General features: G+C 68.1%; 26 protein-coding genes. 12 read left to right on the top strand and 14 right to left on the bottom strand.

Translation table 11 applies throughout. From position 1 onward, the window contains the following. Positions 1-79 precede the first annotated feature (79 nt). The gene (locus EGH21_RS06400; RefSeq protein WP_220617645.1) at positions 80-1,030 is read left to right on the top strand and encodes a DUF5787 family protein; all 951 of its coding nucleotides are present in this window, start codon (positions 80-82) and stop codon (positions 1,028-1,030) included. Position 1,031: 1 nt separating this feature from the next. Here the strand turns inward: EGH21_RS06400 and EGH21_RS06405 are convergent, their stop codons facing one another. The 5 genes from EGH21_RS06405 to EGH21_RS06425 all read right to left on the bottom strand — a co-directional run bounded on the left by EGH21_RS06405 (position 1,032) and on the right by EGH21_RS06425 (position 4,300). After that, entirely contained in the window at positions 1,032-1,205 is a 174-nt protein-coding gene (locus EGH21_RS06405; RefSeq protein WP_220617646.1) for a hypothetical protein, read from the bottom strand. A gap of 24 nt (positions 1,206-1,229) precedes the next feature. Continuing rightward, positions 1,230-1,529, bottom strand: coding sequence for a hypothetical protein (locus tag EGH21_RS06410; protein ID WP_220617647.1), 300 nt, complete (start codon positions 1,527-1,529; stop codon positions 1,230-1,232). A 66-nt stretch (positions 1,530-1,595) separates the two neighbouring features. Then, the gene (locus tag EGH21_RS06415) at positions 1,596-2,471 is read right to left on the bottom strand and encodes an MBL fold metallo-hydrolase (RefSeq protein WP_220617648.1); all 876 of its coding nucleotides are present in this window, start codon (positions 2,469-2,471) and stop codon (positions 1,596-1,598) included. Between the two features lie 49 nt (positions 2,472-2,520). Then, positions 2,521-2,793, bottom strand: coding sequence for a hypothetical protein (locus EGH21_RS06420; RefSeq protein WP_220617649.1), 273 nt, complete (start codon positions 2,791-2,793; stop codon positions 2,521-2,523). Between the two features lie 151 nt (positions 2,794-2,944). Continuing rightward, positions 2,945-4,300, bottom strand: coding sequence for an ATP-binding protein (locus EGH21_RS06425; RefSeq protein ID WP_220617650.1), 1,356 nt, complete (start codon positions 4,298-4,300; stop codon positions 2,945-2,947). Between the two features lie 150 nt (positions 4,301-4,450). On the opposite strand from EGH21_RS06425, the gene EGH21_RS06430 reads away from it, so the two are divergent. From EGH21_RS06430 to EGH21_RS06440, 3 genes are all read left to right on the top strand, one after another. Continuing rightward, positions 4,451-6,016, top strand: a complete 1,566-nt coding sequence (locus EGH21_RS06430) for an HVO_2922 family protein (RefSeq protein WP_220617651.1) — start codon at positions 4,451-4,453, stop codon at positions 6,014-6,016. Between the two features lie 58 nt (positions 6,017-6,074). Further along, positions 6,075-6,557 (top strand): pyridoxamine 5'-phosphate oxidase family protein, encoded by a 483-nt coding sequence (locus tag EGH21_RS06435; RefSeq protein ID WP_220617652.1) that lies wholly within the window; start codon positions 6,075-6,077, stop codon positions 6,555-6,557. A gap of 72 nt (positions 6,558-6,629) precedes the next feature. Further along, on the top strand, positions 6,630-7,763 hold the full coding sequence (locus EGH21_RS06440) for a thiolase family protein (protein WP_220617653.1): 1,134 nt from the start codon (positions 6,630-6,632) through the stop codon (positions 7,761-7,763). Between the two features lie 18 nt (positions 7,764-7,781). Here the strand turns inward: EGH21_RS06440 and EGH21_RS06445 are convergent, their stop codons facing one another. After that, complete coding sequence (locus EGH21_RS06445) at positions 7,782-8,822, bottom strand: TrmB family transcriptional regulator sugar-binding domain-containing protein (protein WP_220617654.1); 1,041 nt, start codon at positions 8,820-8,822, stop codon at positions 7,782-7,784. Positions 8,823-9,335: 513 nt separating this feature from the next. Here EGH21_RS06445 and EGH21_RS06450 point away from each other — a divergent pair. Further along, a complete protein-coding gene (locus EGH21_RS06450; protein WP_220617655.1) occupies positions 9,336-9,785 on the top strand; it encodes a PaaI family thioesterase in 450 nt (149 codons plus the stop codon). On the opposite strand, the gene EGH21_RS06455 is transcribed toward EGH21_RS06450, so the two are convergent. From EGH21_RS06455 to EGH21_RS06465, 3 genes are all read right to left on the bottom strand, one after another. Beyond that, positions 9,782-11,728: a cation:proton antiporter domain-containing protein gene (locus tag EGH21_RS06455; RefSeq protein WP_220617656.1), complete on the bottom strand. Its 1,947-nt coding sequence runs from the start codon at positions 11,726-11,728 to the stop codon at positions 9,782-9,784. The two genes, EGH21_RS06450 and EGH21_RS06455, sit on opposite strands and share 4 nt — an antisense overlap. Before the next feature lie 114 nt (positions 11,729-11,842). Further along, positions 11,843-13,822 carry an AMP-dependent synthetase/ligase gene (locus EGH21_RS06460; RefSeq protein ID WP_220617657.1) on the bottom strand — a complete coding sequence of 660 codons (1,980 nt, stop codon included), beginning with the start codon at positions 13,820-13,822 and terminating at the stop codon, positions 11,843-11,845. Positions 13,823-13,880: 58 nt separating this feature from the next. Beyond that, a complete protein-coding gene (locus EGH21_RS06465; protein WP_220617658.1) occupies positions 13,881-14,783 on the bottom strand; it encodes an MBL fold metallo-hydrolase in 903 nt (300 codons plus the stop codon). A gap of 242 nt (positions 14,784-15,025) precedes the next feature. Between EGH21_RS06465 and serS the strand changes: the two genes are divergently transcribed. Continuing rightward, complete coding sequence (serS, locus tag EGH21_RS06470) at positions 15,026-16,408, top strand: serine--tRNA ligase (RefSeq protein ID WP_220617659.1); 1,383 nt, start codon at positions 15,026-15,028, stop codon at positions 16,406-16,408. Positions 16,409-16,411: 3 nt separating this feature from the next. Here serS and EGH21_RS06475 read toward each other — a convergent pair whose 3' ends face one another. The 3 genes from EGH21_RS06475 to EGH21_RS06485 all read right to left on the bottom strand — a co-directional run bounded on the left by EGH21_RS06475 (position 16,412) and on the right by EGH21_RS06485 (position 18,823). Further along, positions 16,412-16,891, bottom strand: a complete 480-nt coding sequence (locus EGH21_RS06475) for an NUDIX hydrolase (RefSeq protein ID WP_220617660.1) — start codon at positions 16,889-16,891, stop codon at positions 16,412-16,414. Positions 16,892-17,130: 239 nt separating this feature from the next. Next, entirely contained in the window at positions 17,131-17,478 is a 348-nt protein-coding gene (locus tag EGH21_RS06480) for a nuclear transport factor 2 family protein (protein WP_220617661.1), read from the bottom strand. Then, positions 17,471-18,823 (bottom strand): redoxin domain-containing protein, encoded by a 1,353-nt coding sequence (locus EGH21_RS06485; protein WP_220617662.1) that lies wholly within the window; start codon positions 18,821-18,823, stop codon positions 17,471-17,473. The genes EGH21_RS06480 and EGH21_RS06485 overlap by 8 nt, the downstream gene beginning before the upstream one ends. 89 nt (positions 18,824-18,912) lie before the next feature. Here EGH21_RS06485 and EGH21_RS06490 point away from each other — a divergent pair, with 89 nt between their 5' ends. Further along, a complete protein-coding gene (locus EGH21_RS06490) occupies positions 18,913-19,428 on the top strand; it encodes a DUF367 family protein (protein WP_220617663.1) in 516 nt (171 codons plus the stop codon). 148 nt (positions 19,429-19,576) lie between these two features. On the opposite strand, the gene EGH21_RS06495 is transcribed toward EGH21_RS06490, so the two are convergent. Next, positions 19,577-20,644, bottom strand: coding sequence for an enolase-like domain-containing protein (locus EGH21_RS06495; RefSeq protein ID WP_220617664.1), 1,068 nt, complete (start codon positions 20,642-20,644; stop codon positions 19,577-19,579). 81 nt (positions 20,645-20,725) lie between these two features. On the opposite strand from EGH21_RS06495, the gene EGH21_RS06500 reads away from it, so the two are divergent. After that, complete coding sequence (locus EGH21_RS06500; protein WP_166967608.1) at positions 20,726-20,875, top strand: 50S ribosomal protein L40e; 150 nt, start codon at positions 20,726-20,728, stop codon at positions 20,873-20,875. 80 nt (positions 20,876-20,955) lie between these two features. On the opposite strand, the gene EGH21_RS06505 is transcribed toward EGH21_RS06500, so the two are convergent. Next, positions 20,956-21,567 carry an MBL fold metallo-hydrolase gene (locus EGH21_RS06505; RefSeq protein ID WP_220617665.1) on the bottom strand — a complete coding sequence of 204 codons (612 nt, stop codon included), beginning with the start codon at positions 21,565-21,567 and terminating at the stop codon, positions 20,956-20,958. Between the two features lie 108 nt (positions 21,568-21,675). On the opposite strand from EGH21_RS06505, the gene EGH21_RS06510 reads away from it, so the two are divergent. The 4 genes from EGH21_RS06510 to EGH21_RS06525 all read left to right on the top strand — a co-directional run bounded on the left by EGH21_RS06510 (position 21,676) and on the right by EGH21_RS06525 (position 23,888). Next, positions 21,676-22,395 (top strand): ThuA domain-containing protein, encoded by a 720-nt coding sequence (locus EGH21_RS06510; RefSeq protein WP_220617666.1) that lies wholly within the window; start codon positions 21,676-21,678, stop codon positions 22,393-22,395. Between the two features lie 121 nt (positions 22,396-22,516). Next, entirely contained in the window at positions 22,517-22,708 is a 192-nt protein-coding gene (locus tag EGH21_RS06515; protein WP_220617667.1) for a DUF5786 family protein, read from the top strand. After that, positions 22,705-23,256 (top strand): endonuclease dU, encoded by a 552-nt coding sequence (locus EGH21_RS06520; RefSeq protein ID WP_220617668.1) that lies wholly within the window; start codon positions 22,705-22,707, stop codon positions 23,254-23,256. Before EGH21_RS06515 ends, EGH21_RS06520 begins: the two co-directional genes overlap by 4 nt. A 44-nt stretch (positions 23,257-23,300) precedes the next feature. Next, on the top strand, positions 23,301-23,888 hold the full coding sequence (locus EGH21_RS06525) for a uracil-DNA glycosylase (RefSeq protein ID WP_220617669.1): 588 nt from the start codon (positions 23,301-23,303) through the stop codon (positions 23,886-23,888). The last annotated feature ends 32 nt before the right edge of the window (positions 23,889-23,920 follow it).

A 23,920-nucleotide genomic window follows, 5' to 3' on the forward strand; every position in this document is an offset into this window, starting at 1 on the left:
ATCAGACAGTTCACAGACCAGCAGTATAAAATTTCGACCGGGCGCACCCCTTTTGTCGCCGTCGCCCCTGTCTAGGGCCGTGCGGGAGTTCGGCTTCGAACTGGCGCTGTGTGCGGCCCTCGAACGCGAGGGCCACCTCGTGAGCCGCCAGCTCGGCGGCCACGTCCACGGCCGCCGCGTCCTCGACACCGTCGTCGTCCACCCGACCGAGGCCGTCGCCGACCGAGCGGCCATCACGCCCGATCGCATCCCGACGGCGGCCATCGAGTCAGACGTCGGGCCGGGCCGGGCCCGCTACTGGAAGGACGCCTTCGACTGTCACCCCGACCACGCCGAGCGAGCGACCGAACTGGCCGTCGAACGGGGCTTCTTCGAGCGCGAGCGACGCGGCGGGCGAACCTACGTCCGCCAGACCGCCCGCTACCCCGACTGGGTCGCGGGCATCACTGCCATCGAGAACAAACCGGACCTCGACCGGCCGGGCGACCTCCACGCGCAGTTACGTACCGACGTCTCGCTGGCGCTGGTCGACCGGGTGGTGTTGGCGACCGCCGACTACGTGACGCGGGCCCACCTCAACCGCATCCCCGCGGAGGTCGGCGTCTGGCGGTTCGACCCCGAGAGCGGCGACCGCGAGGTCGTCCGCGAGGCGACCGACCTGCCCACCGACGGGGGCGGCGTCGAACTGCTGGAACAGTCGCCCGCGCGAACGGACGTGCGGGTGGTGACGGCCGCCGAGAAGGCCCGCGCCCGGACCCGTCTGGCCGAACGGGCCTACGCGAAGGGGTGGCGGAGCTTCGAGTACCCGGCGTGTGCGCGCTGTTCGCCCGACGACGACGGCCTCCCCCACTGTGCGTGGAAGGGTCGGCCGGTCCGGGCGACCGAGGAGTGCGGGGCCGACTGCGACGGGTACGAGGACGCGACCCCGCCCACCGTCGACGGCGAGGCCCGTCGCGCCGAGCGCACGCCGTGGGACCCCGACCCCGACGGCCGTCGCCGGCGGCAGTCCGGCCTCGACCGGTTCCTCTGACTCACCCGGCGCGTCCCGCGGTCCGGAACTGGCGGTCGACTGCCAGTGCCAGCGCGAACGCGATAGCCACGTCCAGTGTCCACGACACCTCGCCGGTGGCGACGAGGTCACCGCTCACGGAGACGAGCAACGCCACCATCCCGGCCACCAGCGGGTACGGCCACGAACGGTTCACGGTGGCCGATAGCGTCGTACTCACTTACGAGATGCGGTCGCGCTCGGCGTCGGTCCGGTCGTCCGCGAGGGTTCCGCCGTCGCCCGCGGCTTGCGTGTGGTCCTCGTAGGTGTCGGCGGTGGCGTCTGGTGCCTCGGTCGCGACGTTCTCGGCGTGGCCCGTCCGGGCGCGGTAGTTGGCGGCCGTGGCGATGGCGACGCCGGCCGCGAGGCCGACGACGAGCACCCAGTCGACGTAGCCGGCGAACAGCCACAACCCGGCGACGGCGAGGCCCGCGCTCACCAGTGCCCCGCCGACGGTCTCCGCGACGCCACGTCTGTCCATGCCTCCGTGTGTGGTGTACTCTCACAAAAGTGTGCGGACGCTTTCACGTAGCCGAACCGGCCGCGCTCACAGCGAGAACCGCTCGCCGTCGACGGCGATGTCGTCGGCGAACGCTCGGTCGGCGGGGACGTAGTGGGCAGTGTGGACGATGCGGTAGGCGTCGGCGTCGACGTCGTCCGCGAAGTCCCGGGCCCCGGGGAGGGTCATGTGCTTCGTGCCGAAGGTGCGCGGGACGCCATTCTCGTCGTGGTGAGCCCCGCCCTTCGGGTGGAACTCGCAGGCCTCCTCGTGGACGATGCCCTCGACGAGTGCGAGGTCCGCGCCCGAGAGCGCGGCCTTCGAGCGCTCGGGAATCTCGTAGCAGGTGTCGCCGGAAATAGCGAGGACTGCGCCGCTCGATGGCTCCTCGATGCGGAGGCCGTAACACAGCAGCGGCGGGTGTTCGACGGGGACCAGCGTCACGTCGAACCCGGCGACCGTGAACGTCTCGTAGGGCGTCTGGGCGTGGACGGAGACGGTGTCGAGGTAGTCGTATCGGCTCCGTATCCCCTCGGCGACGCTCTCGCCGGTCACCGGGTCCGTCTCGTCGGCCGCGTGGACCGGCAGGTCGTCGAACAGGCGGTAGGCGTTGCCCAACCCGTCGAGGTGGTCGAAGTGGACGTGCGTGACGATGGCCGCGTCGGGGAGGCCCACGTCCTGTGTCAGAAACTGGTGGCGGAAGTCCGGACTGGCGTCCACGAGGAGGGACTCGCCGGTCTCCTCGTTCCGGACGAAGACCGAGAACCGGGAGCGCTCGACGCCGTCGCTCGGGTCGACGCCCCGGTCGCGCATCCGTTCGCGCAGTGCCGCGTCGGGGTCGCGGGCGCGCTCGCAGGTGTCACAGTCGCAGTCGACCGTGGGCGTCCCCGTCGTGTCGCCAGTGCCCAGCAGCGTGACCTCCATCGCTTGGCCCTCGGACGGCGACGTGGGTAAGTCCCGCGCTTTCCCGGCCTCACTCCTCGGTGACGAGGTCCTCGGAGTCCAACCCGTGCCGCGTGGCGGTGTCGGCGATTATCTCCTTCGCTCGCTCCTCGGCCACGTCGTCGACCAGACACTCGATGAACCCCGAGAGCAGGGCCGGGCGGATGCGCAGGTCGACGAACTCCACCTGCCCCTCGGCGACGACCACGTCGATGTCCCACTCGCCCTCTTCGGGGTCGGTCATGCGGACGTCGACCCAGTCGTCGTCGGACTCGTCGGTGTCTGTGAACACGTCACTTGCCATACCCGTACCTGACGGTACCGAGGCCTATAAGTATCGACTCGGAAACGTATCGCGTCGGTACCGCCGCGCTGTGGCGACTACCGGGCGATACGACCGCGCGACGACGCCGAGATGGTGGTCGTCGTCCGCCGCCTGCCAGAGCGCTAGCCGGTCAGTGGTCGTGGTCGTGGCTGTGGCCGCCGTCGCTCGCCGCGTCGGCCCCTTCCGAGAAGTCGCCACCGGCCACGAGGGCGTCGTGGTCCCCGTCTATCATGTCCATGTTCTTCAGGTTGTCACGCTCCTCGAAGTCCTTGATGGCGTCTTCGAGGTCCTGCTGGGTGAGCGTGGTCCGCTCCTCGGTCAACGCTTCGAGGACGGCCTCGCGGAGCACCATCCGGAGGTCGCTCCCGGTGAGGCCCTCGGTGAGTTCCGCCAGCGTCTCCGGGTCGAAGTCGGTGATGTCCATCTCCCGGGTGACGATGCGGAGGATGTCCGCGCGCATGCTGTGGTCGGGCTTGGGGAAGTTGACGATTTCGTCGAAGCGCCGCCACGCCGCCGCGTCGAGTTGGTCGGGGTGGTTGGTCGCGCCGATGAGCAACACCTCGTCCTGAATCAGCGAGATCTCGTCGATGCTCTTCAGCAGGGTGTTGACGGCGCGCTTGATGGCGGCGTGTTCGTCCGAGGAGCGCGTCTTCGCGACGAAGTCGAACTCGTCCATGAAGAGGATACACGGCGAGAGTCGTTTGGCCACCTCGAACACCTTCTCGACGTTCTTGGCCGTCTCGCCGAGGTACTGGCTCGTAATCATGGAGAGTTTCACCTCGACGAACGGGAGGTCGAGGTCGTGGGCCAGCGCCCGCGCGACGCTGGTCTTCCCGGTGCCCGGCGGGCCGACGAACAGCAGTTTCCCGATCTCGCGCAGGCCTATCTGGGCGAGGTAGTCCCGGTGTTCGATGGCCTTCACTATCTTCTGAATCTCGCCCTCCTGGTCGGGCGTCAACACGAGGTCGTTCAGCGTCGTCTCGACTTCGGCGGGGGCGCGCACGTCGACGAGGTCCAGCATCTCCTCGTCGTCCTCGTCGTCGCTGTCGAACGCCTCCTCCAGCATCGCGTCGATGAACGCACGGTCGGCCCGCGCCGGTCGGTTCGTGGCCCGTGCCTTCTCGTAGTCCACGTCGAGTTCGTCGCCGTAGGCCGCCGCGAGGACGGGGTTGCGTGCGAGTCGGTCCGCGTCGACCCGCTCGAGGTACCACTCCTCGGCCATCTCCTGATCGGTGAAGGAGATACTGCCGGAGAAGTCGTCGCGGTCGGTGAACATCAGGCCCGAGACGGCGCTCCACGGCCGTTCGACGCCGGTCGCTTCGCTCGCCGTCGTGTTGGTCGCCGACAACGGTCGCTCGATGTCGCCGTCGCTCCAGAACACCTCTCGGTAGGCAGGGGGTAGGTCGTCCGGGTCGAGGTCCCGTCGGTCGCTGTAGACGGCTGTCGTCAACAGGAACTCGACGACGTCCAGTTCCGGGTTGCTCATTCCCACTTAGGTTGCCACGCGATTGGGATAAGTGACTCGAAGCGCCGGCGTCGAGGGGGCTCGGACCCCTTCGGCTACTTCCCCGCCGACACGCTCGTATTTAAACAGACAGGTCTGGATTTATATGTATAGCATGTGTGTATATATTTCATGACATCGGATGGTGTTCTCACGCGGTGGTATCGCGGTCGTATCGGCACGCCGACCACGGACGACGAAGTGTACGGGTACTGGCTGTTCGTGGTCGGGTTGGTTCTCGGGACGCTCGGACTGGCGCTGTTCTACGCCGCCGCCCCGCGCTCGGGGCTTCGTGAGGTCGGCTACGTCCTCGGCGCCCTCGGGTTCGCGTCGCTGTTCGTCGGCCCGACGCTCCGGCTCCCGCTCTCACGACGCGCGCTGTTCGCCTCGTACGCTGGCGCGGTCGTCTGCCTCGTCGCGACGATATGGTTCACGACCATCTACCCGGCAGGGTGGAACGGTCCCGAGGGGAACCCGGCGGTCACGCTGTACGTCGTCGGCCTCGCGCTGGCGGCCATCGGCGCGGTGTTCGCACCGCTGTTGACCGGGCGACAGGAGGAGTACGAGCGGGTCACCGAGGAGGCGGCGGCCGCCACCGAGACGGCCGAACGGGCGACCGAGACGGCCGAACGGACGGCCACCGAGCGCGACTCGCTGGCCGACGAACTGGTGACGAGCGAGTCCACCCGCGACGCCCTCTCGACGGCGCTCGACGCCACCGAGGGAGAACTGGCCGCCGCGCAGGCGACCATCGCCGCGGCGATGGACAGCAAGGCCACCTTCGAGATGTACGAGGACAAGGCCGGCAAGTACCGCTGGCGACTCCGCCACCGCAACGGCAACGTCGTCGCCGACAGCGCACAGGGGTACTCCAGCAGACAGAAGGCCATGCAGGGGCTCCGCAGCGTCCAGACGAACGCCGCCGGCGGCGCCGTCGTGTTCTTCGAGTCGGCCACCGAGGACGACACGGCCGAAGACGTGCCCGAAGTCCCGGCCCCCGAGAGTCAGGGGACGTTCGAACTGTTCGAGGACAAGGGCGGCGAGTTCCGCTGGCGGCTCCGTCACGACAACGGGAACGTCCTGGCCGACAGCGGCGAGGGGTACGTCTCGAAGTCCAACGTCCGCCGGGCGCTCGAGAGCGTCCGGACGTACGTCCCCGGTGCGGCCTACCTCAGAGTCGACCCCGTCGCCTTCGAGGTGTACGCCGACCGGGCCGGGCAGTACCGCTGGCGACTCCTCCACAAGAACGGCGAGATTCTGGGCGACAGCGGCGAGGGGTACCCGACCCGGGCGAAGGCCCACAGAGCCGCCGAACAGGTCCAGTTCGTCGCCCCCAACGCCGAGGTGGGCGCGGAGTTCGAGGTGTACGAGGACAACGCCGGCGAGTTCCGCTGGCGCCTGTTCGACGGCGAGGACATCATCGCCGACAGCGGCGAGGGCTACACCGAACGCAACAAGGCGGTCCGCGCGGTCGAACGCGTCCAGTCCTACGCCGCCGAGGCCGACCTGCTGACGATCGGGAGCGCGGCCTTCGAGATATACGAGGACCGCGCCGAGGAGTGGCGCTGGCGACTCCGCCACCGTAACGGCGAGATTATCGCCGACAGCGGCGAGGGCTACCCCAAGCGAAGCGGGGCGGTCGCGGCCATCGAACGGGTCAAGCGCCACGCGCCGGGTGCAGACCAGCAGGAAGCGTAACCCAGCCACGCTCCGTTCGGCGAACGCTTATGCTCCGGAGCGACGAAGTTACACTTGCATGACAGTTGAGGACATGGAACAGTACGGTCTCACGCAGATGAGCGACACGGAGATGCGGGACTTCGTCACGAACCAGCGGATGGGCGTCCTGGCGCTCCCCGCCGCCGACGCGCCGTACGTCGTGCCGATGTCGTTCGGTTACGACGGCGCGTCGACGCTGTACTTCACGTTCGTCGGCGGGCCCGATAGCCGCAAGCGGGCCCTGATGGAGCGAGCGGAGGCGGTCAGGTTTCTCACCTACGCCGCCCAGTCCCCGTTCAACTGGGAGAGCGTCCTCCTGACGGGAACTGCCGAGCGCGTCCCGGAGTCCGAGTGGGACGAGTTGGCGGCGGTCCTCGAGACGGCGTGGCGGCCGGACGTGTTCGAGGCCGCCCGCGAGTCCGAAGCGGTGACGGTCTACCGGTTCGCCGTCGACGACTGGGCGGGCATCAAACACACGGGCCTGCCGCCGGGGTTCGACCCCGACCAGTCCCCGGCCTGACCGAGGGACAACTCGGGTCCCGCGGTTCCGAGTTTGTGAGCTTTTAACACGAACGGTGGCGTTGTCGCGTCCATGCCGACACCGGTCATCGTAGACGCAGTTCGGACGCCACAGGGCAAAGAGGACGGCGCACTCGCAGGCGTGCGCAGCGAAGACCTCTCGGTGCCGCTGGTCAACCAGTTGCTCGCGAGCACCGGCGTCGAGAGCGACGAGGTCGACGACCTGCTGTGGGGGTGTGCCCAACAGCGCGGCGAACAGGGCAACAACATGGCCAGGGTCGTCGCTCTGCTGTCGGACCTCGGCGAGGGCGTCCCGGGGTCGACCATCAACCGCTGGTGTGCCTCCTCCGCGGAGGCGCTGATGCGGGCCGCGGACGCCGTCGCGGCGGGCCAGCGTGACGTGCTCGTCGCCGGCGGCGTCGAGTCGATGTCCCGCGTCAAGATGGGCGAGAACACCCACAACGTCCACCCGCGACTCGCCGAACTCTACAACATCGGCGAGCTCCAGATGGGGATGACCGCCGAGAAGGTCGCCGAGGAGAAGGAGGTCGCCCGGCGCGAACAGGACGAGTACGCCGTCCGAAGCCACCAGCGGGCCGCCGAGGCGACCGACTCCGGCCGGTTCGACGACGAACTCGTCCCCGTCGACACGGACGAAGGCCGCGTCGAGGAGGACGAGGGCATCCGCCGGGACACCGACGTCGAGACCCTCGCCGGTCTCCCGACGGTGTTCAAGTCCGACGGGACGGTCACGCCGGGCAACGCCTCGCAGGTCTCCGACGGTGCGGCCGGCCTGCTGGTCACCTCCCGCGAGTTCGCCGAGGACCGGGGCCTCGACGTGATGGCCGAAATCGGCGCCCACGAGGTGGCCGGCGTCGACCCGACGGTGATGGGTATCGGCCCGGTGCCCGCGGTGCGCCAACTGGCCGAGCGAACCGGCCGTGACACCGACGCCTACGACCTCGTGGAACTGAACGAGGCGTTCGCCTCACAGTGTCTGTACTGCCAGCGCGAACTCGGCTTCGACGACGACGTCTACAACGTCAACGGCGGCGCCATCGCCATCGGCCACCCCCTCGGCGCGTCGGGCGCGCGCCTCCCGGTGACGCTCGTCCACGAGATGCAGAAACGCGACGCCGACCTCGGCCTCGCCACGGAGTGTGTCGGGTTCGGGCAGGGTGCGGCCATCGAGTTCCACCGGCCGTAACGTGGGGTAGCGGCCGGCTCAGTCGCTCTGCTCTCGAATCGTCAGCGACTTCACCGAGTAGTCTTCGACGAAGGCCCCGGGCCCGCCGACGGTGACGCGTTCCCCGTCGACGTCGAGGACGAGCGTGTTCTGGACCGGGAAGTCGTAGGTGGTCGGTTCCAGCAGGCCCTGTTTGATTTCGACGACAGTCCCGGTGAGCGTCGCGTGGTCCTGCCCCGGGAAGAGGTCGGCCGTCACTTCGATGTCCGTCTCCGCCGCGTGTTTCGTCGCGACGAAGACGCCGTGGCGGAACGAGAGGCCCTCGGCCGGCAGGGGGCGTGGGTCCGCGCTGGCGACTTCCTCGCCGGCGGCCCAGAAGTTGAACCACTGGGACCCGATGGCCCCGGCGGTCTTCGGACTCTGTTCGAGGACGAGGCCGTAGTCGCCGTCGCGGTGCTCGCCACGCAACAGCGAGGAGTCGCTGGTGACCGCGGCCTCGTCGTCTATCACCACGAGACTCTCGACCGGTGGTTCCCACGTCCTGACGACGCTCGCGACGTCGGTCGCCCGTTCGACGGCCTCGCTGTCCCCGCCACCGAGCAAGAGGGCGACGAACACCCCGCGGTCGCGGGCCCGCTCCAGCGGTCCGGTGAGGCGGTCGGCGACGGGAGCCGGAACCATCATGAATATCTCCGCTTCGGCGTCGTCGATGAGCGTCTCCAGTCGCTGGTACAGCGTCTGTCTCGCCCGGACGAGTTCGATGGCCGGGTAGTCACGTTCCGTGTCGGTGAACCGCTCCGAGAGGTCCGACTCGAGGTCGGTCAGTTCCTCGGTCATCGACTCGATGGCCGACTCGGGGTCGACGGCGCGAACCTGCGTCGGCGTCCGGTGGTCGTCGACGACGACGAGGCCGCGGTCGGCGAGACTCTCGACCAAATCGTAGACGTACCCCGTCGAGATGTCGGTCGCAGAACCCACGTCTGCGACGGTCGCAGACCCCCGTTCGAGAACCGCGAGATAGGTCTCTGCCTCCGTCTCGGAGAGGCCGAACTGCGTCAGTCGGTCGACTGTCGAATCCATTTACCCCGTCCGAGGACAGCGACCCTCTTTACTGCACCGCTCACGCGCTCTCTCCGGCAGGTCGGCGGCGCTCACCGAGTCGCGACCGGCCGCGCCCCGTCGCCGTCGCGACCGACGGGCCGACGACAGTCGGCTCGCACTCGGTCGGTCGTCGTAGGGCTATATATCGGTCATAGTAGCGTTTTCAACCCCCATTCGGAAACTGTTCGGTGATGGCAACACCGACGGCCGAGTACGCCGACCACACCTCGTGCCCGCAAGTCACCGATTGCTCCGTAGGCGTACCTTTTCGAGAGGGTCGTCGCATGTCTCACGAGCGGAACAATAGAAACGTTCACAGTTACTGGCTGTCACATACGAGTGCCGGGTACTGGGCTGTCAGAGGTCCGTCGCCGTCCACGACGGCGGCGGACGACGAGGCATGGTGCCGTCGGTGGCCACTCCCACCGACCACGTCTCTTCGGTTGTCTCCCGTTCGCTGTGACTTATACCGGCGGCGACACACTCCACGGTATGAGCCTGCAGGCACTGTTCAACGACATCCCGTTCGTCGAGGAACTCGGGATATCGCTCACGGACGTCGGCGACGGACACGCCGAGGCCCGTCTCCCCTTACGAGCGGAACACTCCTCGAACCCGAACGCGCGCATCGCCCACGGCGGGGTCACCTACTCGCTGGTCGACACCGTCGGCGGGGCGGCCGTCGTCTCCGTGTCGGGGACCATCTCCCCGACGGTGGACATGCGCATCGACTATCTGGCGCCCGCGACGGACGACCTGCGAGCGACGGCCGACGTCGTCAGGAACGGCGGGAGCGTCGCCGTCGTCGACGTCGAGGTGTACGACGCCGACGACCACCACGTCGCCAGCGCTCGCGGGACGTACAAGACCGACGGCGACGGCGGGCAGTCGCCCTGGACCGAAGGTGTCGACGCCGACACCGTGGAAAAGCTCTCTGACTAGCCGTCGCCGACGAGTTTCATCCCGTCGCGCACCGACTCGCGGCGACCCAGTAGCGTCACCATGTCGCCCTCTCGCAGGACGTAGTCGGCGGTCGGCACCTGCGACTCCGTGTGTTCGCCGCCGCTGACGAGGGCGATGAGACAGGCCTCCGGGAGCATCGGCCCGACGTCACGCACCGCTTTGCCGACGAGTTCGGGGTTGCGCACTTCGACCTCTTGTACGTCGCCGGTCCGGCCCACGTCGGTCATCCAGTGGGCGATGGCCGGCCGCTCTATCTGGTTGTCGATGGCCCACGCCGTCGCCATCGCCGAGGAGATGGTGCGGACCCCGAGGTCCTCGAACGCCTCGACGTTGTCCGGGTTGTTCGCCCGGGCGATGACGTGGTCGATGTCGAACTTCGAACTCGCTAGCTGTGAGACCAGCAGGTTCGCGTCGTCGTCCCCGGTCGCGGCGACGACGGTTTTGGCGTTGTCCGCGCCTGCAGAGCGCAACACGTCCGTGTCGGTCCCGTCGCCGATTTCGACGGTGTACCCCTCGTTGCGCCCTCGTTCGACTATCTGTTCGTCCTCCTCGATGATGACGACGTTCTCGCCCCGGTCTTCGAGGCGCTTGGCGAGCGCTCGGCCCACCTGTCCGCCGCCGACGATGATGACTCGCATTGGTATCACGTCCAGTTTTTCCGCGATGTATCGCGCCGACCCGCCTTCCAGCAGGGCCGTCGCGAAGATGACCAGAAACACCGTGCCGAGCAGAATCTCGGCCTGCGTGGTCAGCAGGTCCGCCTGCGCCAGCAGTTCGGTCGCCTCCTGTCCGCTCACCTCGGCCGCCTCCGTCCGCAGTTCTTCGGCGACGCTGTTCAGTTCCACCGCAAAGAGCGTCGCGACGGAGGCCGGGATGATGCCGCGCGGGCCGACGAAACTGACGAACAACTTCTCGGCGCGCGTGAAGCGGTCGCCGACCGTCGAGATGAACACCAGTAGCGGCCGGATGACCAGTGCGACGGCCAGCACCACGACGATACCGGCCAGTCCCACGTCGATGAGCGCGCCGAGGCTCAGTTGGGCCGCCAGTGCGATGAAGACGAACGAGAGGACGAGCAGCGTGATGTCGCCCTTGAACGCCTCGATGTCCTCCTCGTAGGGGTGGTCGACGTTGCCCAGCGCTATCCCGGCGGTGGCGACGGCGGCGACGCCCGCCTCCGTCGCGATGGTGTTGGCGGCGGCGTACGCCACCAGCGCGCCGGCGAGCACCAGCAGGCGGGAGTTCCGCGGGGCGTCGCCCGGCGAGAGGTCGATGTACTGCAGGAGGTAGTACAGCAGGCCGGCGACGACGAGGCCGACGAGCAGGCCGGTGCCGAGTCGGAGCGCGAACGCCTGCAACAGGCCGTTACTGCTCGCGCCGGGGTTGACCGTCTCGAAGACGACGACGGCGATGATGGCCGCCGTCACGTCGTTGACGATGCCCTCCGTCTCCAGCGCCGTCGCGACCCGGTCCCGGACCGGCACGACGTTCAGGATGGGCGTGATGACCGTCGGCCCCGTCGCGACCAGCAAGGCCCCGACGAGGAACGCGAGGTTCCACGAGACGGCCTCGTCGGCGAACGCGAACTTCACGGCGACGGCCGTCCCGACCAGCGCGATGGCGGCCCCCAGCGTCACCAGTCGGAACGTCGCTGTCGGCGCTTCGCGGATGCGCTCGAACCGGAGGTGGTACGCCCCCTCGAAGACGATGATGGCGACGGCGAGGCCGACGATAGCCGACAGCGCCCCACCGAACGTCTCGCTCCCGACGAGGCCGAGTCCCGGTTGGCCGATGACGACACCGACCAGCAGGTAGAAGATGATACTCGGGACCTGCAACCGGGCGGCGAGTACCTGTGCGAGAACACCCAGTCCGATGATACCGGCGACCAACGGAATCAGGAGTGTCGAGCTACCAGCCACTGCTGTCCTCCATCTAGCCCGCACAACGGTACCCCCCTGTATAAACGCACTCACTCCAGACGGGCGTGCCGCCGTCTGGTTATCCTGAGCAGGCCGACACGCCGCCGGTGGCGGTCAGTCGTCGTCGGCGGTCTGTCCGCCGACCCGCCCCTCGCCGACGAACGCTTGCTCGTCGTAGATACGGCCGATGCGGTCGGCGTACCGCTCCTTGATGGCCGGGCGCACCTTCTTCATCGTCGGCGTCAGCAGGTCGTTGTCCTCGGTGAACCCCTCGGCGAGGAGTTCGAACCGCTTGACCGTCTCGTGGGACTCCAGCGACTCGTTGGCTCGCTCGACCGCCTGCTCGACGAGGCCGTGTGCGGTGTCGTCGGCCGCGAGACGCTCGGGGTCGCCGGGTATCGACACGCCCTCGTCGGCCGCTCGCTCGGCCAGTCTGTCGACGTCGGGGACGACCAGCGCCCCGACGAACTTCTCGCCGTCGCCGAGCGCCATCGCCTGGTCTATCTCGGGTCGGTTCTCCATCGCCTCCTCTACGTGCTGGGGGGCGACGTTCTTCCCCGTCGAGAGGACGAGCAACTGTTTTGCCCGTTCGCGGAAGACGACGTAGCCGTCCGGACGCTGGGTGACGATGTCGCCGGTCCGGAAGTAGCCGTCGTCGGTGAACGCGTCCGCTGTGGCCTGTGGCATGTCCCAGTAGCCGTCCGTGACGTTCGGTCCCTTCACGAGCAGTTCGCCCGTCTCCCCCATCACGCCGCCGAGGTTCTCCTCGGGGAGGACGTGGGTGTCCAGTTCGAAGTCGATGTGTGGGACTGGCGTGCCGATGGTGCCCACTTTCGGCTGCTCGATCGGGTTCGTCGTGACCACCGGCGCGGCCTCGGTCAACCCGTAGCCCTCGTAGATAGGCAGTCCCATCCCGTGGTACAGTTCCGCCAGTTCCTTCGAGAGCGTGCCGCCGCCGCTGACCAGCATCTCGACGTTGCCCCCGAGCGCGTTCCGGACCTTCGAGAACACCAGTCGGTCGGCGACGGCGTACTTCGCTCGCAGTGGGACGCCGGGCAACTCCTCGCGGTGATAGCGCCGGCCGACGTCCACCGCCCACTCGAAGACCCGCTCGCCGACGGCGGACTCCTCGGCGTCCTCGCGGATAGCGTCGTATATCTTCTCGTACACCCGCGGGACGCTCGTGGCCACGGTCGGCTCGACCGACTGGAAGTCCTCTTTGAGCGTGTCGACGCTCTCGGCGTAGGCGACACAGCCCCCGAGCGAGAAGATGAAGAAGTGGCCGGTCAATCGCTCGAAGACGTGTGCCAATGGGAGGTACGACACCGTCTGCGTGCTGGCGTCGATTCGTGGCTCGCCCGGCGGGAGGTCGGCCGACGGGCCGTACCCCGCCTCGCACTGGGCGGCGTTGGCGGCGAAGTTCCGGTGGGTCAACTGGACGCCCTTCGGCTTCCCGGTGGTCCCCGACGTGTAGACGAGACTCGCGAGGTCGTCGGGGTCGCGCTCGGCTATCCACGTCCGATACCGGGGCTCGTCGAACACCTCGTCGCCGCGCTCGTACACCTCCGCGAGGCCGTAGACGTCCTCGCGGTCGCTCTCGGTCTCGTCCATCACGACGTACTGCTCGACGGGGACGTCGTCCTCGACGGCGAACACCCGCTCTAGCAGGTCGTCGTTCTCGACGACGACGGCCGTCGCCTCTGGGTCGGCGAGCAGGTGTCGTGCCTGCTCCGGCGAGGAACTCTCGTAGACGGTGGTGACGACGGCCCCGGCCGCCAGCAGGGCGAAGTCACACTGCGCCCACTCCATGCGAGTGTCGGCGAACAACCCGACCCGGTCGTCCGGACCGATACCGATGTCGCGGAACCCCGCGGCGAGTCTGCGGACGACGCCCGCCATCTCGTCGTAGGACAGCACGGCGAAGTCGCCGTCCGGCGCCGGGTCTACGGCGACCCCCGCGAGCGAGCGGTCGTACACCCCACCCTTGTACCGCTGTGCGGGCCGGTCGCCGTGTGTCTCGACGGTCGACTCGAACAGTTCACCCAGTGTTTGGTTCCCGATTTCCCCGTACGTTTCTACCCCTTGGTCTGGCATTATATGCCGTTTAGTAACATATCACAAATAACTGCTGCCCGAATTGTCACCCGAAACGCTACTCGTCTCGGTCCAGTGCGACGAGGACCCCGCGGACGTTCATCGCTACTTCCGCGCTGGCCTTGCTCTCGCCCCAGACGTCGGGCGTCTCGACCGTCTCGACGAAGTGGTCGATCACCGCGTCGTCGTCGCCCAGTTCCGACCGCTTCTCGTCGACGGCGGCCACCCAGTCGGTGAGTATCTCGGCGTAGACGTCGAGTTTGTCGCCGGTCGGTGCCGGGCCGAAGTGGCCGAACAACAGCGTCTCGGGGTCCAGTTCGGCGATGGTCTCGACGTCCGCAAGCGCCTGTTCGAGGTCGAAGTTCACCGGCGGCGTCGTGACGTGCATCTCGTCGGTCGAGGGGGTGTAGATACCCGCGGCGTCGGCCGTGAACACGCCGTCTATCGTCGGGTCGTAGAAGACCACCTGATGCGGGGCGTGACCGGGCGCGTGGACCACCTCGAAGGTGTGGTCGCCGAGGTCGATCTCGTCGCCGTCGGTTACCTCGACGATGCGCTCCTCGGGCACCGGTTTCGGTTCGGTGTAGTGCCGTATCTGGTCGCCGACGGCGCCCTTCGTCCCCTCCCAGATTCGCTCGGGGTCGACGAGGTGGCGCGACCCCATCTCGTGGACGTACACCGTCGCGTTCGGACACGCGTCGACCAGCAGTCCCGTGCCGCCCGCGTGGTCCAGATGGATGTGCGTGAGCGCGATTACTTCGAGGTCCTCTGGTTCGACGCCGGCCTCGGCCATCGCGTCGAGGACGCGTTCGTGGTTGGTGCCGAGTCCGGCGTCGACCAGCGCCGGGCGCTCGCTGTCGACGACGTACACCGTCCCGTACTCCGGGACGGCGTACGCGCCCGTATCGACGTAGTAGACGTCCTCGCACCTCTCGGCCTCGTACACGTCACCGATTGCCATAGGTAGGCTGGCGACTGGTGGCGGCAAAACGGTTGTGTTCGCTGGGAACGGGTGGCTCCAGTCACCGTCCCGACGACACGACGCCGAACGGCGGGAACGCTCCGGGCCGCTCGGTTGCCGCGGGAGCGTCGCCCGCCGGGGCTCTCCGGTCGTTCTGGCCGGGCCCAGCGACGTCACCTACGCGGGGCCTCACTCCTGCTAGGACCGACACGCCTAATTTCCGCCGTCGAGAACCGTCGCCCATGTTATCGAGACAGTTCGTCCGGGAGAACCCCGAGACGGTCCGGGACGCCATCGAACGCAAGGGCGTCACGGGCGTCGACCTCGACGAGATTCTGGCTATCGACGAGGAGTGGCGCGAACTGAAGGCGAGAGGCGACGGCCTGCGACAGGAGCGCAACGAGATATCCAGCAAGATAGGCGAGTACAAGCAGGCGGGCGAGGAGGAGAAAGCTCAGGAGGCCATCGAGCGCTCGCAGGAGTTGAAAGACGAACTGCAGGACGTCGAGGACCGCGCCGACGAACTGGAGTCCCAGTTAGAGGCGGCCCTGCTGGAACTGCCGAACGTCCCCCACGAGTCGGTGCCGACCGGGGAGGACGAGAGCGACAACGTCGAGGCCTACCGCGAGGGGTTCGACGACCTGCGTGACCTCCCCGAGGAGGTGATTCCCCACTACGACCTCGGCGAGGAACTGGACATCTTAGACTTCGAGCGGGGCGCGAAGGTCACCGGCGGCGGCTACCAGTTCGTCAAGGGCGAGGGCGCGCGCCTCGAACACGCGCTCATCCAGTTCATGCTGGAGGTCCACCGCGAGCAGGGGTACTCGGACATCCTCCCACCGATTCCGGTCAACTCCGCGTCGATGGAGGGCACCGGCCAGTTGCCGAAGTTCGACGACGACGCCTACCGCGTCGGCGCGCGACAGGGCGACGACTACGACGAGGACGACCTGTGGCTCCTGCCCACGGCGGAGGTGCCGGTCACCAACATGTACCGCGACGAGATTCTGCTCGACGACGACCTGCCGGTCAAGCATCAGGCGTTCTCGCCGAACTTCCGGCGGGAGGCCGGCGAACACGGCACTGAGACGCGTGGGTACGTCCGCGTCCACCAGTTCCACAAGGTCGAACTCGTCAACTTCGTCCGCCCGGAGGACAGCTACGACCGCCTCGAAGCCCTGCTGGAGGAGGCCGCCGAGGTGCTCGACCGCCTCGAACTCCCCTACCGCGTGCTGGACATGTGCACCGGCGACATGGGCTTTACGCAGGCCAAGAAGTACGACATCGAGGTGTGGTCGCCCGGCGACGACATGGAGGACGGCCCCGATATCGGCGGCCGCTGGCTGGAGGTCTCCTCCGTCTCGAACTTCGAGGACTTCCAGGCCCGGCGTGCCGGCCTGCGCTACCGGCCCGAGCGCCACGAGTCCGCCGACTACCTCCACACGCTCAACGGCTCTGGCCTCGCGGTGCCGCGCGTGATGGTCGCCATCCTCGAGTACTACCAGAACGAGGACGGCACCGTCACCGTGCCCGAACCGCTCCGGCCGTACATGGGTGGGCAGGAAGTCATCGAGGGCTCCGAACCGGTTGGCGAGAGCGCCCTCGGCGCCGGCGAGAAGGAGTAACGGTCAGTCGTCGGACGCCGCCGACGGCGACGACAGGTCGGCGACGTGCCGACAGACGTGACGGACCTGCGGGAGCGTCGACGCCGGGAGCGTCTCGGGGTCGACCCAGCGACACTCGAAGACGCCCTCTCGCTGGTCGGCGTCCGGTTCCGAGAGCAACGCGCAGTCGAACACCGTGTACGCCGAGACGGTGTCGTCGAGGCTGTCGTGGGCGTACCAGAACGTCGTCACGGGCCGGCCGATGTGGGCCCGACAGTTGAGTTCCTCGGCCAGTTCGCGGCGTAGTCCCTCCGTCGGACACTCGCTCCGGTGGACGCCGCCGCCGGGGAGGGTCCAGAACGGCGTGCCGTCCGCGTGGCGCTCTCTGACCAGCAGCACCTTCGACGCCGACGTCACCAGCCCCTTCGCCCCGTCTCTGAGGCGGAAGGGGCCGGCCCGCAGGGCCGTCTCTGGTTCCAGTCGGGGACTCGACCGTCCTGCCATGCGTTACGTAAACCGGTCTGAGGGGCATAAATAAACACCTCCTAATCCCTCGCGCGTCGGACCGCACGGTGGCTTCGACGGACGACAGTGTAGCGCTCGTACTGGGATATAGATACTCGTTAACTGGTGGCAAACATCGGAAAGGCGCCACTTCTCACGAGGCCCGAGGCCACCGGGTACTGGCGGTCGACCCCAGTTCGGGCGCCGTCGCCGTGGCACGCGATCACGGCGTCGACCGCTCAGCCCGTGTACGTCTCGATACGCTCGATACGTCCGTCGTCGAACTGGAACACGTCGACGAAGCGGGCGATGGGGTCGCCGTCGGCGTCGAGCAACCGCCCGCGCACCGCCACGCCGTCGCCGTCCGGCCGTCGGAAGAGGCCGTCGATGGGGTGGCTCGTGTCCGTCTGGGGCCGCTCCTCGCGCATGAACCGGACGAACCGCTCGCGACCCTCGATGGTCCGGTCGGGCCGGTCGTGGACGAACTCCGGCGCGAGCAGTCGCGTCAACAGGTCGTAGTCGCCCTCGTCCAGCGCCAGGTAGTACGCGCGGGCGTGGTCGGCCGGCGTCTCGTCGGCGTCAGTCATCGTCGTCACCGTCGGCCTCTCGCTCGCCGGCCACGGGGTCGGTCAGGTCCAGGTCCCCGTCGACGGCCGCGGCGTCGTCGCCCGGCGCGTCCTCTCCGTCCTCGGCGTCGGCCTCGGCCTCGGCCTCTCCCGGCAGTGTCTCGACCATCGTGGTCGGTTCTTCGGTCACCGCCTCCGTCGGCGGTTCGGTATCGGGGTTACTCGCCGCCAGTTCGGCCTGTATCTCGGCCAGTTCGTCGTCGCCGATTTCGTCGTCGCCCTCGTCGTCACCGTCCGCAGACGCCGCCGTACCGGGGTCGCTCGTCGCCGTGGCGTCGTCGGTGGTGTCCGCGGACGCCGTGGTTTCGGCCTCCGTGTCGTCCGCCTCGGCCATCTCGTCGTCGATGTCCACGCCCAGTGCCACGTCGTCGGGGTCCGGGTCCGTCGGGAGGATGGTCGACAGTTCGTCCGGCGCCTTCTCCAAATCGTCCTCCGCCGGCGGCCACTCGCCGTCCGGGTCCGGCGGTTCCTCGTAGCCGCGAGCGGTCTCGAGCGGTCGCTCGGCGTCGTCCCGCAGGTCCTGCCCCTCCGCACCGCTCCCGCTGGAGTAGGCGCTCGCGGCCTGTGTCAGCCAGTCGGCGGCCTGCCACAGCGAACTGGCCTTCGTCCGCGCCCCGTCGTAGATGGGGGCCAGCGACGCGTCGTCGCCGAACCGGACCGCAGTGTCGAACTGGGCTTCCGCTTCCTCGAACTCCTCGCGGGCGCGCTGGAAGTCCGACTGGGCCAGCATCCACTCGGAGTCGCCGAACTCGTTCATCGCCGCGGTGAACGCCCGTCGTCCCTCGGTGTAGTGAGCGTGGCCGATGCGGTAGCGGGCGAAGGCGGTGTCGTCGCCGCCGGTGTCGGCGATGGCGTCTTTGAGTTCGTCGACGCGAGGGAGTTCCGTCGGGTCGTCGGTGTGCCACGCGTACCGGACGACGCCGTCGTGGTCGACGACGGCGACGGCCCGTTCGACCAGTCGCTGACCGATGTCGTCGACCATCGTCAGGTCGTACTGCTCGGCGACGTCGCCGGCGGTGTCGGCGAGCAACGGCACCTTCAGGTCGTACCGGTCGGCGAACGCCCGGTGGCTGTACACCGAGTCCGGACTGATACCGAGGATGGTGACGTCCTTCTGCATGGTGAAGAGGTCGAGTTCGTCGAGGTCACACGACGCCTCGTCGCAGGCCTGATTGAAATCGGCCGGGTAGAACGCGAGGATGACGACGTCGTCGCCGACGTACTCATCGAGGGCGACTCGCCTGCGCTCGCCGTCGACGAGCGCCGGTAACTCGAACGTCGGCGCCACCGTCCCCTCCCCAATCACAGTTGCATCTATACCTACCGATACTTAAGGGTGATTGACATCGGCCCGCCGAGCGAGCCGTTTTTGACGGCTGAGGTGGAACTGACGGTGTGGAACTGCACGTTCGCTACGAGGGCGACGACGACCCCGACAAGTGTAGCGCCCGGAAACTCGCGCGCTTCGACCTCGCCGAGTTGCACCGGGCGACGCGGTCGACGCCGCCGGGCATCGTCCTCAACCCCTTCGCCGAGCAAGCGCTCTCGCCCGCCGACGCCCCGACGGTCGGCGACGGCGCCCGTCACGAGCGACTGGTCGCGCTGGACTGCTCGTGGGAGACGGCCGAACGCGAGGCCTTCGACCTACAGGGCGTCCACCGCTCGCTCCCCTTTCTGGTCGCCGGCAACCCCGTCAACTACGGGACGGCCTTCCAGTTGAACACCGTCGAGGCCTTCGCCGGCGCACTGTGTATCCTCGGCGAACGCGACCACGCCGAGGAGATTCTCTCGAAGTTCTCGTGGGGCCACACGTTCCTCGAACTGAACGAGGAACCGCTCCGGCGGTACGCGGACTGCGAGGACTCGAGCGACGTCGTCGCCGTGCAGGACGACTATCTGGCCGCGGAGTGAGTCAACTGATGACCGGGTCGCGAAGCGACGCGTCGCAGTGCGGACACGTCTTGCGGACCTCTGCTTCGACGACGTCGGTGATTCGTTCGCCGCAGTTCGGACAGCGCATGTGTATAGCTACCACGCCACGCGTCTTGTAGTTTGACCATCAGTTATCAGGGTCGCCGAACCCGACGCCGATGCCCGACGGGTCAGACGGCGGGGCGAGTGGGCTGGCCGGCACGTCCGGCGACGGGTCCGGGTCGTTGTAGCCGCCCGGCGCCACGTCGTTCGGGGCGTCGGGGTAACACAGCGAGGCCAGCGCCTGCACGTGGTCGCGGCCGACGCCGAGTTCGAACTGGCCGCCGCCGTACAGGCGGACGTCGTGGGCCTCGCAGTACGCGATGGTCTCCAGCACAGACTCGACGGTGCCACACCGCGACGGTTTCATGTTGAGCCACTCGGGTTCGAACGGCAGGTTCTCGATGCTCTCGACACCGGTGATGGGCACGTCCCACGTCACCCGCTCTTCCCGGCCGTCGAAGACGGGGCGCGTCTCGTCGGTCAGGTTCGGGTCCTCGATTAGCGCGTCGGGCAGGGCGTCGACCACGCGGCGGTAGAAGCCGGCGTCGACGGTCACCTCGACGCCCTCCGTCTCGTACAGTCCCTTCAGGTCGAGGACGCGCACGTCGTAGTCCGCCAGCGCCGTGAGCAGGTCGTCGCTCCAGTCGGGCGTCGGGTCGAGTTTGAACGCGAGGTCGTCGTGAACGTCTAAGAGCGCGTCTAGTCGGTCGGTCGTCGGCGGGTCCTCGTCGTCCGCCCCGGCGAGGCGCGTCGAGACGACGAACGAGACGGGGTCGTACTCGCGGCCGAGCGCGGCCCCGAGGCTGGTGTCGGCCTGCTTCAGCGCCAAATCGAGCGCCGCGCTCTCGAACGCCCAGCGGCGGTAGTGGTAGAACCGGTCCTCGTCGGGCGGGGCCGGCCAGAGGTCGGCGTCGTCGAGCGCCGTCGAGAACGACTCGACGGTGTACTCGCCGGCGAGGTCGACCGCGTGGTCGGCCAGTGCGTAGTGGGCCTCGTTGGTGTAGGTGACGTCTTCGCCCCGTCCCGTCTCGCCGCCGCCGGACAGCGCGACCGTGGTCGTCGCCCGGTCGAAGCCGCTGGAGGTGGCTCGCTCGCGCGACTCGAACGCACAGTCCTCGACGTGTAGCGGGAGGTCCGCGACCCGGTCGTACATACCCCGACGTCGGGCGCCGGCCTCAAAACCGCGCCGGTCGGAAACTCAAAGCTTAAACGGCCACACTGGCAACCGACTCGCATGGCTAGCTTCGAGGAAGCGTCAGACCGAATCCTGAACAAGCAGATTTGCATGCGCTGTAACGCTCGCAACCCCCAGCGCGCACAGCAGTGCCGGAAGTGCGGCTACGGCAACCTTCGCCCGAAGGCGAAGGAGACGCGCAGCGCCTGAGACAGTCTCACTTCTCACTCGCCGCCCGTCTCGGGTCGGCACTCGCCGCGAGTCGACCAGCGGCGGCTATCGTGTCGGTCTCACTCGTCGGGGTACTTCGGTTCGCGGCGCTCGGCCCGTTCGAGCGCTCGCTCGACCACCGCGCGCACGTCGCCGTGGAAGACGCTCCCGTGGCCCGAGTACATGTGTTCGACGCCGTCGGGCATCCGTTCTAACAGCGTCCTGATGCTCTCGATGAGTCGCTCGCGGGACTGACCGGGGTAGTCCGTGCGGCCGAACGACCCGTCGTCGAACGCGCCGTCGTCGTGGACCACCACGTCGCCCGAGAACAGCGAGTTCGCCGAGACCAGCGAGACGTGGTCCTCGGCGTGGCCGGGCGTGTACACCACGTCGCAGGCCTCGTCGCCGACCAGTATCTCCTCGCCGTCCACGAGCGCGTTGTCCCGGCGTGCGTGGTCGCCGTAGGCGTACAGCGGCGCGTCGAACGCGTCGAGCACCGCGTCCAGTCGCTCGACGTGGTCGCCGTGCTGGTGGGTCAGGACGACGGCGTCCAGCGTGTCGGTGTGCTCGCGAATCACGTCGACCACGCCCTCCATCGCGCCCGCGTCGACGAGCGTGGTCCGCTCGCCGATGGCGAGGTAGGCGTTACAGGTGAACGTCTCGGCGTCGGCGGTGACGTTGTGGACCTCCATGTCCGTGTCGTGTGGCGCTACTCGCTTGAGTGTACTGACGAGGCGGTGGCGTCGCGTCTGTCCGTGTCAGTCGCCGAAGCTATACGTCGAGCGGCGGAGGTCCTGCACATGGCATCCGTTACGGTCTGGAACGAGTACGTCCACGAACGCGAGGGCGGGGACGCCGCCGAGGTGTACCCCGACGGCATCCACACGGCTATCGCAGACGCGCTCTCCGAACGCGGTCACGACACTCGGACGGCGACGCTCGACGAGCCGGAGCACGGCCTCACCGAGTCGGTACTCGACGAGACGGACGTGTTGCTGTGGTGGGGCCACGTCGCCCACGACGAGGTCGACGACGACGTGGTCGAGCGAGTCGCCGACCGCGTCTACGACGGGATGGGGCTGCTCGTCCTCCACTCGGCACACGCCTCCAAGCCGTTCAAGCGACTGCTCGGGACACCCTGTGACCTGACGTGGCGCGAGGTCGGCGAGCGCGAACGGTGCTGGGTCGTCGACCCCGGCCACCCCATCACCGACGGACTGGACGACTCGCTGGTCATCGAGGAGGCCGAGATGTACGGCGAACCGTTCGGCGTCCCGGAGCCCGACAGGCTCGTGTTCACCTCGTGGTTCGAGGGCGGCGAGGTGTTCCGAAGCGGGTGTTGTTACCACCGGGGTCGCGGGAACATCTTCTACTTCCGGCCGGGCCACGAGACGTACCCCATCTACCACCGCGAGGACGTCCAGCAGGTACTGGACAACGCCGTCCGGTGGGCCACGCCGAACGAGGGGGCCGACGCTCACGCCGGCAACCGGAACGTCGACGCGCGCGAGTCGCTGTAATCCGTCCTCGTCAACTGGTCGTAAACGGCCGGTTCACGCGCCCACGCGCATGAAGCGGAACAGAGCGGGGTGGGACCGGCGAGTGATTTTTCACTGTGAACTGCATAGTTGTACACGTACCATGGGGTTCGGGAGCTACGACGAGTCGGAACAAGACAATCAGGAGTACGACACAGAGTTCGACGACGAGGATGGACTCGACGCCGAGGAGAACGCCCACGAGGGTGACGTCGAATACGAGTTCACCGCGTCGAACGACGAACTACTCGACCGGCTGAAAGACATCAAGGAGGACGAGAGCCAGAACACGTGAAAGCCGGCGTTCGCGCGCTCGGCGTCGCCGAATCGTATCGCGAGTCGACTAGTCACCTCGCGGGAACTGTCGTCCGTGCCAGCCGCGTCGTCGACGGGTTCGTCTTCGACACCTGTACCGTCGGCGGGCGCGACGCCACCGAGACTGTCTGTGCGATGGTCGACCGACTGGACCGCGAGGACGTCCGCTATCTCTTGCTCGCCGGCATCGCTCCCGCGTGGTTCAACGTCCTCGATTTGCACGCGATACACGACTGGACGGGACTGCCGACTATCTCGGTCACGTTCGAGTCCTCGCCGGGGCTCGAGGGGGCCATCCGCGAGGCGTTCGACGACCCCGACATTGTCAGGGGCCGCCTCGACACATACCGCGCCCAGCCAGACCGCCGCCCGGTCACGGTCAACGACGAGACGGTGTACGTCCGCGCGGTCGGTATCGAGGACGACGCGGCCGCCGACGTGGTCCGCGCGTTCACGCCCGAGGGCGGCCGCCCGGAACCGCTCCGGGTCGCCAGACTCGCCGCCCGGGGACTGGTCGACAGGGAGTGAGCGGCGACCGCCGGCCTTGATACGACCCGGGCCGAACGACGGGTATGGAGCAGATGGACGGGCTGGACGTGGTCGCCTGCGAGCGCTGCGAAGAGCTCTGTGCGTCCCGGTCGCGCATCGTCAACGGCGTCGGCCCGGCCGACGCGGACCTCCTGTTCGTCGGCGAGGCGCCGGGCGCCAACGAGGACGAACGGGGCGAACCGTTCGTCGGCCGCAGCGGCGACGTGTTGGACGACGGCCTGCGCGAGGTGGGGCTGGACCGCGGCGACGTACGCATCACCAACTGCGTGCGCTGTCGCCCGCCGGAGAACCGCGACCCGAGGAAGGGAGAACTGGCGAACTGCCGCGAGTATCTGGAGACCGAAATCGACCGCGTCGACCCGGAACTCGTGATTACGCTCGGGAAAGTCCCTGCCGAGCACCTACTGGGCCGGGACGTCGCTGTCACCGGCGAGGCCGGCGACGTGGTCGACGTGGCTATCGAGGGCCAGCCCCGGCGCGTGATGGTCTGTGTCCACCCGGCGGCGACGCTGTACGACCCGAGTCAGAAGGAGACGTTCGCGTCGACGTTAGCGAAGGCGGCCGACTTCACGGACGGCGAGAGCGGACAGCGACGGCTCGGGGACTTCTAGGGACGCCGCGCGTCGGACGGGTTCGGTGACAT

This window comes from Haloarcula rubra, from assembly GCF_019599465.1.
Taxonomy (GTDB): Archaea; Halobacteriota; Halobacteria; order Halobacteriales; family Haloarculaceae; genus Haloarcula; species Haloarcula rubra.